The organism is Pseudomonas asuensis (assembly GCF_014646755.1).
In the GTDB taxonomy this organism is placed as follows: domain Bacteria; phylum Pseudomonadota; class Gammaproteobacteria; order Pseudomonadales; family Pseudomonadaceae; genus Chryseomonas; species Chryseomonas asuensis.
Window position 1 is genome coordinate 76,004 of the sequence record NZ_BMNW01000007.1, and the last position, 17,065, is coordinate 93,068.

Here is a 17,065-nt window from a genome sequence, read left to right on the forward strand (position 1 = left end):
TTACGATTTGTCCGCCCGGACGACTAACAGGATTCCTCCTGCGGAAACAGCGGCACCTACCAACATAAGCCACGAGAGCGGCTCGCCGAACATTACCCACGCCCATACCAGCGTAACCGCCGGGCTCAGGTAGAGCACACTGGCTACCCGTGTGGGCGATGAGCGCTGCAGGCACACCCAATACAGGCCATAGCCGCCAAGGGTGGAAATCGCCGCGGTCCAAAAGACACTCACTGCAAAACCTGCCGTTGGAATGGGCCAGAGGCTACCCTGCGAGCCTGCAAGCACAGCGAATACCACGGCAGATACCGCACACTGCAGCCATAGCGTTGTCAGCAATCCAAGTGGATGAGAAAGCCTGCAATGCTTCTGCCATAACGTAGCCACCGCCAGGGACAGCATGCCTAATATGGGCAGCCCATACGCCCATAAGGGCGCATCCCCCCATGCTAGGGCGTCATAGGTAACCAGAAGCACCCCGCCCAGGCCAATGGCCAGCCCCAGCCATATTTTGCCCGAGAGCCGTTGACCCAGGACGGCGGCTCCGAGCAGTGCCGTACCGATAGGCAGCAGATCGGCAAACAAGGCTGCCAGACCAGTCGGAACACCCAGCGCAATGCCCTGGACAACACCGGTCAGATAGCCTGCCATAGCCAGTAGGCCGATGCCCGCGTGCTGCAAGAGCACTGCAGGATGAGCACGTCGAAGCCTTTTGATTACGAACGGCAACAGGAAAAGCGTGACTACGACACACCGCCAGAACACGACCAGCAGCGCCGGTGCGTAGTCGATTGAAAAACGGGCACCTACAAAGCCCGAACTCCACGTGATGACCATCATTGCTTCAAGCAGGAGTAAAGGCGCTCTGCTGGGTGATAGAACGCTTGAGAGAACGCTGATAAGGGGTCGGGTCGTTCGAGTGGTCTGATTCATCACCCGACCTTACGAAAACCAGCTAATCTAATAAATCAAAACTTTATCACCTACTGGTTTACAAAAATCAAACAATGAACGCAACCCTTGATATCGAGCTGCTTCGAACCTTTGATACCGTGGCTCGAATGGGAAAATTCAGGCTGGCGGCTGAGCATCTTCATAAAAGCCCTGCGGCCATCAGCGTACATATCCAGCGGCTGGAGACCATTGCTGGCGGGCGCCTGCTTGAGCGCGATAACCAATCGGTATCCCTGACAGCGCTTGGGCAGCGCCTGCTCATGTCTGCCGCTGAGCTGCTCCGAACCCATGACAGGGTTATGGGCGAGCTGCATGGCCCCCATGTGATTGGAAGTGTTCAGTTAGGTATGCCTGATGAATATGCTGCCCATGTCATTGGTGACATTCTGCCCATTTTCACAGCCTCCTGGCCAAACGTAGTGCTGGAGGTAACTACCGCACCGAGTTTTACGCTACGCGATCACCTCCAGCGGGGAAAACTTGATCTGGCATTGCTGGCCCAGCCTCGCACGGCTGGCTCCGACGCGTTGGTACTTACCTCCACGACTCCGGTCTGGGTAGGAAGCTCAGTGCTACCCGCCACATTGACCGATCCTGTACCACTGGCGCTTTACGCAGCGGATTGCCCCTACCGCGAGGCCATGATGAGCACCCTCACAGCGGCAGGAAGACCCTGGCGCGTGGTGTTAGACAGCGCCTCCAGCCAGGCGATAAAAGCCTGTGTCGAGGCTGGGCTTGCCGTTACGCTTATAGACCGTGCACGGGTAACCGAAAGAATGGTTATACGCGAGGACTTGCCCATCATGCCTGACCACGAAGTCGTACTGGTACGCCCCCCGGCCAGGGAAAGCAATGAAGCTGTGGAACTGCTGATAGATGCCATTCAGCGGTACTTCCGTCTATAGCTGACGAAGCTACAGGGCCGCGGCAAGACGTCCCGCATGAGCTTAGACTTTTACTCTGAAACGGGCGAAGCTGTGTGCTTCTTTCAGATCATTGCACGGGCGCCTGTCGACCAGGAGGCTCCGCCCCGGTTGACTTGATACACTTGTTACCTATCAGCCACTCGGTGTGCGCAGAGCGACCAAACACGCGTGCGAGCAGAAGCTTCCGGTTCCAGCATCTGCCGTATCTGTTATTTGACCAGGATCCTTATGAGAATTGATTTCAACCTACATGATGTTCTTGAGCCTTCTACTCAGAGGAAAAACACCAAGCCTCTGGATTACCACTCTTACATCACCTTTCCGCATCCAGTGGTGGCAGCATGATTGAAGTAACCGAGGTTTCCATTGCCGCGCTACGTGAAGCGCTTGAGTCCGGCCGGACAACAGCGGTTGAGCTGGTTCGTGCCTATCTTGCCCGAATCGAGGCGTACGATAGACCTAATACATCTACTGCTCTGAATGCCGTTGTGGTTCATAACCCGGACGCCCTCAAGGAAGCGGAAGCATCCGACGCCCGCCGTGCCCGAGGAGAAACACTCGGCCCACTGGACGGGATTCCCTATACAGCCAAAGACAGCTATCTGGTGAAGGGACTTACCGCGGCTTCCGGCAGCCCAGCGTTCAAGGACTTGGTCGCATATCGTGACGCGTTCACGATTGAGCGGCTGCGTGCAGCTGGCGCTATCTGCCTGGGCAAGACCAACATGCCACCTATGGCGAATGGTGGTATGCAGCGTGGCGTCTATGGTCGTGCAGAGAGCCCGTATAACGGTAGCTACCTCACCGCGCCTTTCGCGTCTGGTTCTTCCAATGGCGCCGGTACGGCCACCGCCGCAAGCTTTGCCGCCTTTGGCCTTGCAGAAGAAACCTGGTCGAGCGGACGAGGCCCTGCTTCGAATAACGGCCTGTGCGCCTATACGCCTTCCCGAGGCGTAATTTCGGTACGTGGAAACTGGCCACTGACGCCTACGATGGACGTGGTTGTACCCTTTGCCAGAACAATGGAAGACCTGCTGGAAGTACTCGATGTAATCGTGGCGGATGACCCTGAGACACGCGGTGATCTGTGGCGCATGCAGCCCTGGGTTTCGATCCCCAGCGCCTCGTCGGTCCGCCCCACTTCTTACAGGGAGCTTGCCGTAAGCGCTGATGCTCTTGCGGGAAAACGGTTTGGTGTTCCGCGTATGTATATCAACGCTGATCCCGAGGCAGGCACTAGCGAAAATCCAGGTATTGGCGGCCCGACCGGGCAACGTATCAATACCCGACCTTCAGTTATCGAGCTATGGAAACAGGCACGCCAGGCACTTGAGGCCGCTGGCGCGGAGGTTCTGGAAGTCGATTTCCCGATGGTTTCCAACTGTGAGGGTGATCGCCCCGGCGCGCCGACTGTATTCAATCGAGGGCTGGTGTCGAAAGAGTTTCTCCATGACGAATTATGGGAGCTGACGGCCTGGGCCTTCGATGATTTTCTCCAGGCCAATGGCGACCCCAAATTGAATCGTCTGGCAGATGTCGATGGCCCACAGATCTTTCCGCATGACCCAGGGACCCTGCCCAACCGGGAGGGTGATCTTGCCGCGGGCATGGACGAATACGTGAACATGGCCCAACGGGGTATCACGCCATGGGACAAGATCGCTACGCTTCCTGAAGGACTGCAGGGGCTGGAGAAGGCGCGCCGAATTGATCTTGAAGACTGGATGACCGGGCTAGGACTGGATGCAGTGATCTTCCCAACCGTCGCGGATGTAGGGCCTGCTGATGCTGACGTAAATCCGGAATCGGCCGATATTGCCTGGAGCAACGGTGTATGGGTTGCCAATGGCAATTTGGCTATTCGCCACTTGGGCGTACCTACTGTTACCGTGCCTATGGGCATCATGGCTGATATCGGTATGCCTGTAGGACTGACCTTTGCTGGCCGCGCTTATGATGACTCATCCCTGCTGCGCTTTGCTGCTGCATTTGAGTCAACTGGAGCCCGTCGCATGATCCCGCCACGCACACCGCCGTTGCAGGGCAGCTGATTATGGGCTGAGCGGGGTTGAGGAGTCGCAATCAATCCCGCTCAGCTATCACCATAGAGTAGACCGTCACGTTACAGTTGGCTGCTCACGCATTTACCGTCACGCTCCTGATGGTCAGTGAGCGGTGTCTTTTCAGTCCTTGTTCAAGGCACGCTTTAGCCCAGCGTTACCTATGGCAAGTGCCAAGCTATCTTCGGCGATCCCCAATGCTGCATTGACAGCTGCACCGGAGCGGCCATAGCGCTTACGAAGGCGGAGCGCTATTTTCGCCGATACACAGGCAGCGGTTGCGCCAATCAATGCTGGAACCCAGGCGGGTTGTCGCCGCGCCCCGGCCAGGGCCGCTGCAGTCAAGCCACCTGATAAAGCACGCACCATCATCGAGGGTACAATTGTCCGGTCAGGTGCGAAGGGAAGCTTGTCGCCCAACAACTCGCTGGCAGCGAGCGGTATCAGAAGATGACGCGTTTTAGCCGCGGCAAGCGTACGTGTTAACGGGCCAGCCTTGGGAGTATCCGAACGTTCAGCAAGCGCCTGACTCACCATCGTGGGGGCCAGCATGCTGCGCATGCCGGTTACCACGCCTAGCGCCAAGGCGCCCCATAAGAGGTTGTTTGATCGTGTCATGCTTATCTCTCCAGTGACTAAGCATGTCGACCGGTCATGGACAATGGCAGTTCAGAGCAGCAGAACTATTGATTACTACAGGCTCACTGGCGTTTCCCTTATTGGTCACTTACCACAGGTAGCATGCAGTGACTTCTGCCTAACCGCTTCGGATAAAACCCGTACCAGACGTCCTAGAAGCGTGGCTTCAAGGCTTTCCAGTCTGGATCATATTTCTGCATCTGTCTGACATCATCGCGCTGGCGAATACCACAGGCCATGTATTGATCATTGAGCTTGGCCAACTGGTTGTAGTCCAGTTCAACGCCTAGACCGGGTGCGTCTGTAATCGCGACACATCCATTACGAATCGGCAGTTTACCGCCCTTGATTACCTCCTCATCTGCCTCCTGCCAGGGGTAATGCGTATCGCACGCATATGAAAGATTTGGTACAGCTGCCGCTACGTGTGTCATCGCCATGAGGCTGATACCCAGATGGGAATTGGAATGCATCGAAACCCCAAGGCCAAAGGTTTCACACATGCGGGCAAGGATCTGGGTGTCGCGCAGGCCACCCCAGTAATGATGGTCTGCCAGCACAATTTGTACGCTGTCCAGCGCGACACTGCGGCGAAACTCGTCGAAGTCTGTTACCACCATATTCGTTGCCAGTGGAAGGCCTGTACGACGATGCAGCTCGGCCATGCCTTCAAGACCTGGACAAGGGTCTTCATAGTATTGGAGATCCTCCCCCAGCAACTCCGCCATACGAATCGAGGTTTCGAGTGACCAGTTGCCGTTTGGATCGATACGCAGCGGCGTATCCGGAAATGCCTGCTTGAGAGCCTTCATGCAGGCGACTTCATGCTCTGGGCCTAGCAGGGTTCCAGCCTTGAGCTTGATGCTCTGGAATCCGTTCTCTTCAATCATCGTACGCGCCTGAGCGACTACCTGCTCAGGACTGATCGCCTCACCCCAGCGATCAGGCTTATAAGGTGAGTTGATGTGCTCGGCATACTTCAGAAACAGATAAGCGCTAAAAGGGACTTCCTTGCGCACCGCACCGCCAAGCAGATCTACCAGGGGTAGCCCTATCGAGCGGGCCTGAAGATCCAGGAAGGCAACCTCAAAGGCCGAATACGCATTAGCGACCTGTTTGCTGGGATGAGAACCCGGCGCCAGTTCTGCCCCTGGATTGGCACCCGGTTGAAGACGGGCGACTGTCTGCTTGACCTGAGCACGCAAACCGTTGAGGTCAAAAGGATCAAGGCCGATCAAGCTCTCCTGCATGGCCTGCAACACACTGAGTACCGGTGCATCGCCATAGCTTTCGCCCAGGCCTATAAGGCCATTATCACTTTCTACCTCAATGATTGAGCGCAAGGCATAGGGCTCATGGATACCGCTGGCGTTAAGCAACGGTGCGTCCTTGAACGCAATGGGGGTGACGCGAATATGTTTGATCTTCATGAAAGACTCTCCGGGAACTGTATGTAGCCTGCCTGCTCATCGGCAGCAGGCCAAATCAATGGTTAGGCAGGCACTGTAGCTTCTTTGATCTTGATACCGTCGCTCGGGCCACGTCTGGTTTTGGTCATGAAGACCAGAATGCCAGCAATCAGTGAGACAGTGGCGAGCCCAATAAGGCCGCCCTCGATTGAGCCGGTCCGCTCTTCCAGGAAACCAAACGTAGCGGGTGCAACAAAGCCTCCCAGGCTACCCACCGAGTTGATCAGAGCGATTACAGCCGCTGAAATACGAGCATCCAGATAGGACTGAGGTATCGGCCAGAACAGTGAGGAGGCGGCCTTGAAACCAATGGCGGCGAAGCAGATGGCCAGGAAGGCAAACACTGCCCCTCCCATCGTCGAAGCAAACAGCCCGACGGCTGCAATGATGAAGGCCGATGACGCCCAGGCCTGCTGCCACTTGAAGCGGGACGCAAGGCTGGCGAACAGGTACATGGCCGCGACAGAAATGATCCACGGAATGGAATTGAAAAGACCAATCTCGAAATCACCTAGGCCACCCATTGAGCGAATGATGCTGGGTAACCAAAAGGTGCAGCCATAGATCGTCAGCGAGATCGAAAAATACAGGAAGCAGAACAGCGCGATTTGCGGGTCGCGTAACAGCCTGAACGCTGAATGCTCCACTTTATGCTCACCTGAGGCCAGCTCACGCTCTCGCTGCTCCTCATCGATACAGTCAGTCAGTGCATTGCGCTCTTCCGTGCTCAGCCATTTGGCATCCTTGGGCAGGGAATCCAGCCAGAACCAGACAAAACCGCAAAGCACGACCGAAAACAATCCTTCGATCAGGAACATCCACTGCCAGCCAGACAGGCCTAACCCTGAAATACTCAGCAAGGCGCCAGACAGCGGGCCAGAGAGAATGGATGCAATAGCAGAACCACTCAAAAATATTGCCATGGCCTTGCCACGTTCATCAGCAGGCAGCCATTTGGTGAAGTAGTAAACCACCCCAGGAAAGAACCCCGCCTCGGCAACTCCAAGCAGGAATCGCAGGATGTAAAACCAGGTTTCATTGGGCACAAACGCCATTGCTGTAGCAACGATACCCCAGGTGAACATGATGCGCGTCAGCCATGCCTTGGCACCGAACCGCTGCAAGAGCATGTTGGACGGGACTTCGAATAGCGCATAGCCAATAAAGAACAGGCCGGCGCCTAATCCATAGGCAGCGGCACCAATCCCGAGATCGGTCTCGAGATGGCTACGTACAAAGCCGATATTGACCCGGTCGATATAGTTCACGATGAACATGACGACAAATAGCGGCAAGACATGCCGCTTCACCTTGGAGACCGCACGGGTTAGCACCGTGGAGTCCATGGAAGACTGGACATTACTCATGGGGGACTCCCGCTCATTGTTTTTGTAGGGGAGCGTCGATAATGGAGGCCGATATTGTTACTGTCTAATCTATATTAGGTCTTGATTGATACCTGGATTAGATCAATGTTTGAATTGGCTCAGCTTCGTTGTTTCGCAACCGTTGCCACAGAACTTAATTTTCGCCGCGCTGCAGAGCGTCTGAACATGACACAACCTCCGCTGAGTCGGCAGATTCAATTGCTTGAGCATAGCCTGGGCGTAGAACTCTTCTCCCGCAGTACACGAAGTGTGTCGTTGACAGCTGCAGGGCGTGCTTTTTTCATTGAGGCTCAAGCGCTGCTTGAACGTGCACAACAGGCTGCGATTGCTGCACGGCGCTTTGCTGAGGGCGATATCGGCTCAGTTACCATTAGTTTTGTGGGCAGTGCCGTTTACGAATTTTTACCCAAGGTGATTGCCGAAGCGCGCCTTAATCAACCTAATGTCAAGGTTGCACTGACCGAGATGAATACGTTCCAACAGCACGAAGCCTTGCGGGCACGCCGTATTGATCTGGGTATCGTCCGCGCACCGCTTTTGCAGCCAGGCTATGAAACCGAGTGTCTGGTGCGTGAACCTTTCGTGCTGGCCGTTCCAAGCGGTCATCCGCTGGCTTACGCCCCGTCGATCCGGGTACAGGATCTCGATAGGGCGCCTTTTCTCATGTATTCGCACTCCGCGTATCCTCCCTTTAACGAACTCCTAACCGGCATGTTTCGTTCCGCCAGTGTCGAGCCTGAATATGTACAGTGGTTAAGCTCATCGCTCACCATTCTGGCATTGGTTAATGCAGGCATGGGGCTGGCATTTGTACCCCGCTGCGCGACCAACGTGGTGTTCAAGAATGTCGTCTTTCGCGAGATCGACCTGGGCGAGGGTATACAGAGCGAGCTGCATCTGATCTGGCGCTCGGATAATGACAATCCGGCCTGCATGATGCTGCTAGAGGCTATCCGGGCTGCCGTCAAGGCGGAGCGTCAGTAAGTACGATGAACTCCTTGTCAGGGACCCTCACTGGCTCATCCCCTTAGATTGTATAGGTAGCTAATCACCTATACAGGAGCCAGTCATGACCCAGGTCCCCTCTCATCTCATCACTCAACATAGTATTAACGCTGCTGCGGCCAGCCAACTGATTGACCATGTTGAGGCCGACGCCAGCGCGCGTGAAGCAGCAGTCTCCAGTGCAGTGGTGGACATGGCAGGGCATCTGGTTGCGTTTCGGCGTATGGACGGTGCTTATCCAGGCAGTATCGAAGGAAGGCCCCGGTAATCGTTTTCGCTTTGGACGAACACCCTGGGGCACACTCATTGAGTTTCTTAGCCTGCCCCCCCGATTCAGCACAATGAGGGCGTCACAACCACGCACTGGATTCCCAAATAAAAACTCAAGGGTCCCGACGGCTTGTCTGATTGGACAGGTAACGCCCTGACTGGCAAGAAGGCGAATCAGACCGACCCGAATAACGCCTAAGCAGAGGATTCGAGTCGGTCATTTGCTGTGTGATTCACGCAACGCAGCATCACGTTGCGTGTTAGCAACACGCTAAAAGCGCCTTACAACAAAGCCTCTATGAGCCTCGATAGGTGCTGAAACCATACGGGCTTAGCAACAATGGTATGTGGTAATGCTGGTCTGTTTGTTTAACCTCAAAAATCACAGGGATTTCTGGGAAGAAGGTGTCATGACCAGTCTTCTTATAATAATCGCCTGTTTTAAAGACCACCCGATATTCACCCTTCTGCAGGGATGTATTAGCGGGATAAAGTTCAGCGATGCGGCCTTGCTCGTTGGTTGTACCCTGCGCAAGTGACTGCCAAGTATCGCCAACATGGCGTTCCAGCGTCACGTTTATACCTGATGAGGGGACACCTGTTTCAAGGTTAAGTACGTGTACGCTGAGCGGGTTATTGGCGGCCAGAGCCATACCCGACATGGCAGTCATGCCTAAGGCTAATATCAGTTTCTTCATGGTTTTTTCCTTAACGCATAGTTGTTAGATTGAGGGCTCTGGCAGCTTCGAGCGCGCATTGCTCGTCCTGCGCCGCGCCGCCCGCACCGGCTACTCCCAACGCGCCCACTAGCACCTTTCCCTCATACAGGGGCACTCCGCCCCCCAGCAGCAATAGCTCAGGCAAGGTAGTGAGATTTGCGGCTTCAGGATTCTGGCGAGCTTTTTCAGCCAGCTGGCGTGTTGCCGTTCCGGTAGAGAGCGCGGTATAGGCCTTACGGCGAGCGGCGTCCGCGTTATGAGGGCCTACCGTGGTATCTCTTTGAATGAGAATAGGGTTTCCCCCATGATCAAGCGCTGCCAGCGCAGCGGTACAGGGCGCTGCATCCAACAGACGACGCGCTGTGGCTAAATCCAGCTCCGCCTGCTGAGGTAATGCGGCCTCTGCTTGCAACATCGTTAGCATCAGCAGACTAAACGTAACTATCCTGGCCATTGCGTGGCTCCTTGATGGGGTCGGCATAATCTAACCGGTTGCAACAGTCAGAAACGGGTCATTGCGATGACATTTTTGTCAGAAAGGCTTGTGGTTGACGCGCTTATGAACCGACTTAGCTAGGCCTGCGCCCAGGTGCTAGGCTTGCCGAAAAAGCTATTTCAGGAGCATGCCTCAATGGATATGAAATCCCCCACTCATCGCCCCGCCGCTATCGTTATCGGCGCTTCATCTGGCATTGGAGAGGCGCTGGCCCGACGACTGTTAACGGAAGGCTGGCAGGTGGGCCTGGCAGCCAGAAGAACCGAGCGACTTGAAATGTTTGCCCAGGCGTTTGGTGATCAGGCCGTTACCTGCCTAATAGATGTGCTGGATACGGACGAAGCAAGGGTGACTCTCAAGGCGCTCATTTATCAGTTAAGGCACGTTGAGCTGATAGTCATCAGTGCTGGAACAGGCCATGCCAACCCAGATATGGATTGGCAACTGGATAAAGAAACCATCTCAGTGAATGCATTGGGCTTTGCAGCAGTAGCCCAGACAGCAATGAAGCACTTTATGGATCAGGGGCATGGTCACCTGGTGGGAATTTCGTCCATTGCCAAGCTTCGGGCAAATGGAGGCGCTACGGCGTATTGCGCCTCGAAGGCATTTGTCTCAACGTATCTTGATGGTCTGCGTGACCTTGCTCGTCATCACAAATTGCCTGTCACGGTAACTGAGGCGTGTCCCGGCTTTGTGGACACCGACATGCTGAAAGCAGACAAGCCCTTCTGGGTCGCTACCCCGGCAAGGGCAGCCGATTGTATCTATAGCGCTATCAAGGCTCGATCCAAGCATGTGTATGTTACAAAGCGCTGGGGACTAATTGGCAGCCTGCTGCGTCTGCTCCCCTCCCCTGGCTGAAAGCCTGAACCGCCTATTACCCTACGAAAAGCAGACCTGCCAGACCGCCTTTAAACGAGCTACGCATCGATGATCTTAACAACGACCCATACGCTGGCACCATTGTTCGCAAAGCTGACTCTGTAACAGCTCGAAGAGGCCAGCTTCTATCCAACGCATGAGAGCGTTGTAGGCGACCTTCGAAGGTGAGAGTGACATAGGCAACAGGTGCTGGGACGCAGTACATAACAGCAGATGCCAACCCGCTCACACCGAGCGTAACAGGGCGGAGTTCCACGTGTACTAATGTCACGCTCGAAACACCAGAGCCCACTCAGCATCGGAGAGGCTTGCACTATAGACCGTCACTTGCTCACGACGATGGGCGTGGGTATACCGCAACGTTCAGCCACCTAGGCTGGCATATAGGAATGGCGTTTAATTTTGACCGTGCGAGGTCTTGAACGCATGCCGTGCCTAATCGTAGAGTTACGTCCGTAGCTCGCCCCGGCGAAAGAGTTCAGTAGCGAATCCATCGAGCGATCCCCGTGGAGACACAAACCTCAAAGCTGGGAACCAGAGAGCCAGCTTACTCAAGGTATATATTGCCTACACGCTCTTAGTATGTCCTCGTAGCGATACCTACCTGTAACGCGCCCGGCACGTTCAATACATTATGCATTACGCGAAACAGCGCGCCTCAGGGATAGATCGAGCAAATAAGAGCTTTTGACCGTCAGCAAAAACCCGCAGAAGCGGGTTTTAGTATTTCTGAAGTCAGAGGCGTGCCCTAGGCTCTGTATGAAAGGTCTTCGAACGCAGCATCACCAAGCACAGATACGTTTCGTACAGAGCTTAAGATGGGCTATCGGTTTATTTCATACGTGCACATATTGACCGTTGTGGCTAGGTTCAGTGACTCAATAACGCCACACCCAGGGATCGTAAAAGGCTGAGCGTTGAGCGTGCGCAGTTGGTCGTGAGGCACTCCACGTGCTTCGTTACCGAAGAGATAGCAATCGAACGATTTGAAAGAGGCTGACTGTATAGGGTCACCCTGCATGTCCAGACAAGCGATACGCTCAAAGCGCGTACGTAAGGTGTCCAACTCTACATCCAGCTCCATGGGTGCATGAAAAATGGCGCCCATGCTTGAACGTACGACCTTAGGGTTGTACGGATCAACACTGCCAGGGCTGAGCAGGCAACGAAAGTTACCAAACCAGGCCAAGGTACGCAGGATAGTGCCAAGATTACCCGGGTCCTGAACTTCATGCAGGTAAATGGCATGCTCGTTATCACCGCGTGCAGCCACTGGTGCGACCCTTGACGGCATCGGCACCACCGCAATGATTCCTTGCGGTGTTTGGGTGTCGGCTATTTGCGCCATTTGCCGATCGCTGATGACATGGGTTTTGAACGGGCTTTGCCAATGCTCATAAGCGGTAGTTACATACAACTGGCTGCTTTGTAGCAGCGGATTCTGTAGAGCTGCCTTTTGTAACTCCAGCAATAAATGCTCGCCCTCCACCAGAAAATAACCGAACTCGGCCCGGTATTTCTTCTGGTGGAGTTTTTTAATGTCGTCGAGCTTCATCAGGATGCCGCTCGGCTGGGCTGCATTTCGGCCTTTTCTATGTCAGACAGAAGCGACTTGGCCAAGGCTTCGGCAACCTTGATACCGTCCACACCCGCCGACAGAATGCCACCGGCATAACCGGCACCCTCACCGGCCGGATACAGGCCGCGCAGGTTGAGACTCTGCAATGTTTCAGCGTCACGGGTGATACGAACCGGAGAAGAGGTACGGGTTTCGATACCGGTGAGCACGGCGTCATCACGATCAAAGCCGCGTATCTGCTTGCCAAATGCAGGCAGCGCCTCGCGAATGGCCTCGATCGCGTAGTCCGGCAACGAAAGCGCCAGATCGCCCAGGCGTACGCCTGGTTTGTAGGAGGGTTCTACCTCGCCAAACTCGGTCGACGACACACCGCGGATAAAGTCGCCCACCAATTGTGCTGGCGCGCAGTAATCGCTACCGCCCAGCTCATACGCGCGGGACTCCAAGCGCTCCTGAAACTCTATGCCAGCCAGCGGGCCGCCAGGAAAGTCCTGGTCTGGATTGATGCCCACAACAATGCCGGCATTCGCATTACGCTCGTTGCGTGAATACTGACTCATGCCATTGGTTACGACGCGCTCCGGTTCGGAGGTGGCCGCTACCACGGTGCCGCCTGGGCACATGCAAAAGCTGTAGACAGCACGGCCGTTTTTGGCGTGATGCACCAGTTTGTAGTCGGCAGCGCCCAGCTCCGGATGGCCTGCGTATTTCCCCAAACGGGCACGGTCAATCATGCCTTGCGGATGCTCGATACGAAAACCTACGGCAAAGGGTTTGGCCTCAATGAACACGCCCTGCCGGTGCAGCATGCGGAAGGTATCACGAGAACTGTGGCCCAGCGCCAAGACAACATGGCGACTACGAATGGTTTCGCCACTGGCCAGCACTACCCCCTCAAGCTGATCATTGTCGATCAGTAGCTCGGTCACTTTGCTTTCGAAACGCACCTCGCCGCCAAGGGCAATAATCTCCTCGCGCATGGCTGCTACTACGCCGGTAAGGCGGAAGGTCCCAATGTGCGGCTTGCTCACGTACATGATCTCTTCCGGAGCGCCGGCGCGGACGAATTCATGCATCACCTTGCGAGCATAAAACTTCGGGTCTTTGATCTGGCTGTAGAGCTTGCCGTCCGAGAACAGACCGGCGCCACCTTCACCAAACTGCACGTTGGATTCAGGGCTCAGGGTCTTCTTGCGCCACAGTGCCCACGTATCCTTGGTGCGCCGACGTACGTCCTTGCCGCGCTCCAGCACGATGGGCTTGAAGCCCATCTGCGCGAGCAACAGCGCCGCGAATAATCCACAAGGGCCGAACCCCACCACCAGCGGCCGCTCATGTAAATGGGCAGGCGCTTGTCCTACCGGGTAGTAGTTGGTATCCGGAGCCGGGCGTACATGAAGGTCATTGGCAAGGCGTGCCAGAATAGCCGGCTCGTCCCGAGCCTCCAGGTCGATAATGTAGATGAACAGAATGACGCTGTTCTTCTTGCGGGCATCGTAGCTGCGCTTGAACACGGTGAAGTTCAACAAGTCGATGTCCTGGATACCGAGGCGGTTGACGATGGCCTTGCGCAACTCCTCTGCAGAGTGATCAAGAGGCAGAGACAGTTCGTTGATGCGAATCATAGCGATAATCCTGGCCGGTGACTCCGGCAAAGGAAGTGATAGAGAGGCGGGGTAAGACGGCGATTATACCTGTTGCTGATCGTCCCTGTCAGTCCTGGTCTGATGGCTTCTTAAAATAGACTGTGTGGGGATCCAACCCCACCGTACTTTATTATCGGGTTATAATCGCTGCCACTGTACGTCCAACTGCGTCCCTTTGTCCTGCACGTTGGTCTGCCCTCCCATTGATTTTTCCATGCTTGGCTTTCCCATGAAACGATCCAAAAGCAGCCGCCGCTGGCTGGATGAACACGTCAACGACCCTTACGTTAAACGGGCCCAGAAAGATGGCTTGCGTTCCCGTGCCAGCTATAAGCTGATGGAACTTAACGAGAAGGACAAGCTGATACGCCCAGGCATGCTTATTATGGATCTTGGCTCCGCTCCCGGTGGCTGGTCGCAGGTGGCTGGAAAGCTGGTGGGCGAGAAAGGCCGGGTTCTGGCTAGTGATATCCTGCCAATGGATCCGCTGGAAAATGTCGACTTCATACAAGGCGACTTTACCGACGATGCGGTGTTCCAGCAGATTCTGGACAAGCTCGACGGCAATCAGCCTGATTTGATCATCTCTGATATAGCGCCCAACATCAGCGGTGTTGCAGCTGCCGACCAGGCGTCCTCGATGTACTTGGTCGAACTTGTCCTCGATATGGCCCGGCAGGTGCTTAAGCCTAGTGGCAACCTTGTGGCCAAGGTCTTTCAAGGCGAAGGCTCCGATGAATTTTTGAAGGACGTTCGCAGCTCATTCGAGAAGGTGATGATACGTAAGCCAGAAGCGTCGCGGCCTCGCTCGAGAGAGGTTTATCTAGTGGCCAAGGGCTTTAAAGGATAAAGCGTTTGCGGCGCTACCTGCTACCTAGGCTGAGGGATTGCCCCTCAGCCCCTTCGCAGCGGTACAAGACGATCCCCCTGACATAGTTCAGGTCTGTACAGCACTGTGGAGAGTACCCCTTCCCTCCTTTGTGTGAAGTAGGGTTTGAGCGGCGCCTGATTCATATGCGTTGCTCCAATGCTCTAACCTGCTCAGTCTCTCAGATACCATTCCGTGCCAGGTGCACACTATATTTCTCGTCTCGAGAAAGACGATTCAGGTAACGTCAATCAGTTGAGAGGCAATAACTCGGTTGACGCCACAAAATGGCAATGCGTGCACGCTGACTAAGCTGGTAGTTTCAATACGGGTACAGAGGGGCAATAACAAAGCCCTCAATGGCTTAATCACCCGTAACGCCGATAGTACCGTTCTTACCAAGCGCACTTTAGTCAAACTGCTCACAACAGCCAGAACAATGATTTGAATATGGATAGTATGGCCCGGGCAGGCACAATGTAGAACTTCCGCTAACGACAACCACGTTCAAAGTAAGCTTTAAACATATAAGTGCTTTACTTTATTTAATGTCTTTCGACATCAGAACTTGAAATTAAATAGCAGATTTAGATCTGCAGATACTTTACCTCCAATCAGTAGCATCGTAACAAGCTGATATTTAAAACCATCACGACCCTTTGTCTGAATATCTTGAATTATCTGCCAGCCATTACGCGGTGAAAAAACGTTTCAGCACTAGGGAAACATCTCTCCCTCTCCCCGTCTGTCGCTTTATTATTGGGGCAGCCTTTAGAAAAAAGATGTCAGTACGAAAACTATATATCATCGTTCATGCTAACGGTTCCAGCCATGTTCAACTCGCATCTCAAACAAGAACTTGCTTCTCTTAGAGAAGAAAATGCCTCGTTACGGCAGATTCGAGATGCGCTCGAAGCTGAAATGATGACATTGACGCTCGATAACAATGGCATCATCCAGTCTGCCAATAAAAACTTCCTGAGCGTTATGGGTTACTCCAAAGCGGAGATGGAAGGCCAGCCGCTGGACCGGTACATTCCGCCCTACGTTAAGCAACTGGATTGCTATCGAGGCTTACAGAGCGCCATCAGACAAGGCAACCATATTAGTGGCCTTTATCGCCTTTCCAAAGCGGATGGTAGCCTGGCCTGGCTGCGCGCCGTCTGGCAAACCCTGAAAGACAAGGACGGCAAAAGCAGCGGCCTTATTTGCTTGGCAAGCAACGTGACGGACTCAGTAGACACCGCCACTGAAAATGAGGGCCTGGTCAATGCGTTGCGTCGCTCCACAGCCGTGATTGAGTTCAATCTGGCAGGTGAGGTGCTTACCGCAAACGATAACTTTCTTCAGGGTATTGGCTATCGCCTTGAGCAGATCAAAGGCAAACACCACCGCATGTTTTGCGAACCAGAAGAATACAACTCTGAGGAATACCGAGATTTCTGGCGTCGGCTTAACCGTGGTGAATATGCTTCTGGCCGTTTTAAACGTGTCGACAGCATGGGCAGAGTGGTATGGCTCGAAGCAAGCTATAACCCGGTATTCAATACCCGTAATGAGCTTTACAAGATCATAAAATTCGCCACGGTTATCACGGAGCAGGTCAATCAGCAAATAGCCGTAGCCGAAGCCGCTGACATTGCCTACCGGACGTCTTTGCATACGGATGAAACAGCTAACAAAGGCGCCTCGGTTGTGCAGAGTACGGTAAGCGTAATGCGCCAGATTTCTGATGAGATCCAGGTTGCTTCTGATGGAATCGAGGCGCTGAACAAGCAGTCATTGTTGATCAATACCATTGTTCAGACCATTAGCGGGATCGCGCAGCAGACCAATCTGCTGGCGCTCAATGCCGCTATCGAGGCCGCACGAGCCGGTGAAGCCGGTAGAGGCTTCGCAGTCGTTGCAGACGAGGTTCGTCAGCTGGCAGGACGTACCAGCCTGGCCACCAAAGAGATTGTCGATGTGGTTCAGAAGAATCAGACGCTGGCCGAAGCCGCAGTTGCCAGCATGGCCGCCAGTAAAGACCAGACCGAGCACGGCCTTGGACTGGCCAACGAGGCAGGCTCTGTGATTCTTGAAATTCAGGACGGCGCCAAAAAGGTCGTGAATGCCGTAGGACAATTCGCTAACCAGCTGGGAAATTAAGCTGAAGACAATA

The 17,065-nt window shown here is 54.5% G+C and carries 14 protein-coding genes and 2 pseudogenes; 8 read left to right on the top strand and 8 right to left on the bottom strand.

From position 1 onward, the window contains the following. Positions 1-933 (bottom strand): DMT family transporter, encoded by a 933-nt coding sequence (locus IEX86_RS15715; protein WP_373290447.1) that lies wholly within the window; start codon positions 931-933, stop codon positions 1-3. Positions 934-1,007: 74 nt separating this feature from the next. Here IEX86_RS15715 and IEX86_RS15720 point away from each other — a divergent pair, with 74 nt between their 5' ends. Continuing rightward, positions 1,008-1,859 (top strand): LysR family transcriptional regulator, encoded by an 852-nt coding sequence (locus IEX86_RS15720; RefSeq protein WP_188867088.1) that lies wholly within the window; start codon positions 1,008-1,010, stop codon positions 1,857-1,859. A gap of 362 nt (positions 1,860-2,221) precedes the next feature. Next, positions 2,222-3,931, top strand: coding sequence for an amidase (locus tag IEX86_RS15725; RefSeq protein ID WP_188867089.1), 1,710 nt, complete (start codon positions 2,222-2,224; stop codon positions 3,929-3,931). A gap of 132 nt (positions 3,932-4,063) precedes the next feature. Here IEX86_RS15725 and IEX86_RS15730 read toward each other — a convergent pair whose 3' ends face one another. The 3 genes from IEX86_RS15730 to IEX86_RS15740 all read right to left on the bottom strand — a co-directional run bounded on the left by IEX86_RS15730 (position 4,064) and on the right by IEX86_RS15740 (position 7,415). Further along, positions 4,064-4,558: a DUF4126 domain-containing protein gene (locus tag IEX86_RS15730; protein ID WP_188867090.1), complete on the bottom strand. Its 495-nt coding sequence runs from the start codon at positions 4,556-4,558 to the stop codon at positions 4,064-4,066. Positions 4,559-4,731: 173 nt separating this feature from the next. Continuing rightward, complete coding sequence (locus IEX86_RS15735; RefSeq protein WP_188867091.1) at positions 4,732-6,009, bottom strand: glucarate dehydratase family protein; 1,278 nt, start codon at positions 6,007-6,009, stop codon at positions 4,732-4,734. Between the two features lie 62 nt (positions 6,010-6,071). Continuing rightward, positions 6,072-7,415 carry an MFS transporter gene (locus IEX86_RS15740; protein ID WP_188867092.1) on the bottom strand — a complete coding sequence of 448 codons (1,344 nt, stop codon included), beginning with the start codon at positions 7,413-7,415 and terminating at the stop codon, positions 6,072-6,074. A gap of 105 nt (positions 7,416-7,520) precedes the next feature. On the opposite strand from IEX86_RS15740, the gene IEX86_RS15745 reads away from it, so the two are divergent. Beyond that, positions 7,521-8,420 carry a LysR family transcriptional regulator gene (locus tag IEX86_RS15745; protein ID WP_188867093.1) on the top strand — a complete coding sequence of 300 codons (900 nt, stop codon included), beginning with the start codon at positions 7,521-7,523 and terminating at the stop codon, positions 8,418-8,420. 85 nt (positions 8,421-8,505) lie between these two features. Beyond that, positions 8,506-8,709, top strand: coding sequence for a heme-binding protein (locus IEX86_RS15750; RefSeq protein WP_188867094.1), 204 nt, complete (start codon positions 8,506-8,508; stop codon positions 8,707-8,709). Positions 8,710-9,007: 298 nt separating this feature from the next. Here the strand turns inward: IEX86_RS15750 and uraH are convergent, their stop codons facing one another. After that, positions 9,008-9,409 (bottom strand): hydroxyisourate hydrolase, encoded by a 402-nt coding sequence (uraH, locus tag IEX86_RS15755; protein ID WP_188867095.1) that lies wholly within the window; start codon positions 9,407-9,409, stop codon positions 9,008-9,010. Positions 9,410-9,419: 10 nt separating this feature from the next. Then, complete coding sequence (locus IEX86_RS15760) at positions 9,420-9,884, bottom strand: heme-binding protein (protein WP_188867096.1); 465 nt, start codon at positions 9,882-9,884, stop codon at positions 9,420-9,422. 177 nt (positions 9,885-10,061) lie between these two features. Between IEX86_RS15760 and IEX86_RS15765 the strand changes: the two genes are divergently transcribed. Next, positions 10,062-10,790, top strand: a complete 729-nt coding sequence (locus IEX86_RS15765; protein WP_229685370.1) for an SDR family NAD(P)-dependent oxidoreductase — start codon at positions 10,062-10,064, stop codon at positions 10,788-10,790. 844 nt (positions 10,791-11,634) lie between these two features. Here the strand turns inward: IEX86_RS15765 and IEX86_RS15770 are convergent. After that, entirely contained in the window at positions 11,635-12,366 is a 732-nt protein-coding gene (locus tag IEX86_RS15770) for a TrmH family RNA methyltransferase (protein WP_188867097.1), read from the bottom strand. After that, positions 12,366-14,015, bottom strand: a complete 1,650-nt coding sequence (locus IEX86_RS15775) for an NAD(P)/FAD-dependent oxidoreductase (RefSeq protein ID WP_188867098.1) — start codon at positions 14,013-14,015, stop codon at positions 12,366-12,368. The genes IEX86_RS15770 and IEX86_RS15775 overlap by 1 nt, the downstream gene beginning before the upstream one ends. Before the next feature lie 250 nt (positions 14,016-14,265). Here IEX86_RS15775 and rlmE point away from each other — a divergent pair, with 250 nt between their 5' ends. From rlmE to IEX86_RS25730, 3 genes and pseudogenes are all read left to right on the top strand, one after another. Further along, positions 14,266-14,886 (top strand): 23S rRNA (uridine(2552)-2'-O)-methyltransferase RlmE, encoded by a 621-nt coding sequence (rlmE, locus tag IEX86_RS15780; RefSeq protein WP_188867099.1) that lies wholly within the window; start codon positions 14,266-14,268, stop codon positions 14,884-14,886. A gap of 942 nt (positions 14,887-15,828) precedes the next feature. After that, a pseudogene (locus IEX86_RS25725) lies at positions 15,829-16,503 on the top strand (PAS domain-containing protein); the annotation flags it as partial. Positions 16,504-16,623: 120 nt separating this feature from the next. Then, positions 16,624-17,052 (top strand): annotated as a pseudogene (locus tag IEX86_RS25730) (methyl-accepting chemotaxis protein); the annotation flags it as partial. Positions 17,053-17,065: the final 13 nt, after the last annotated feature.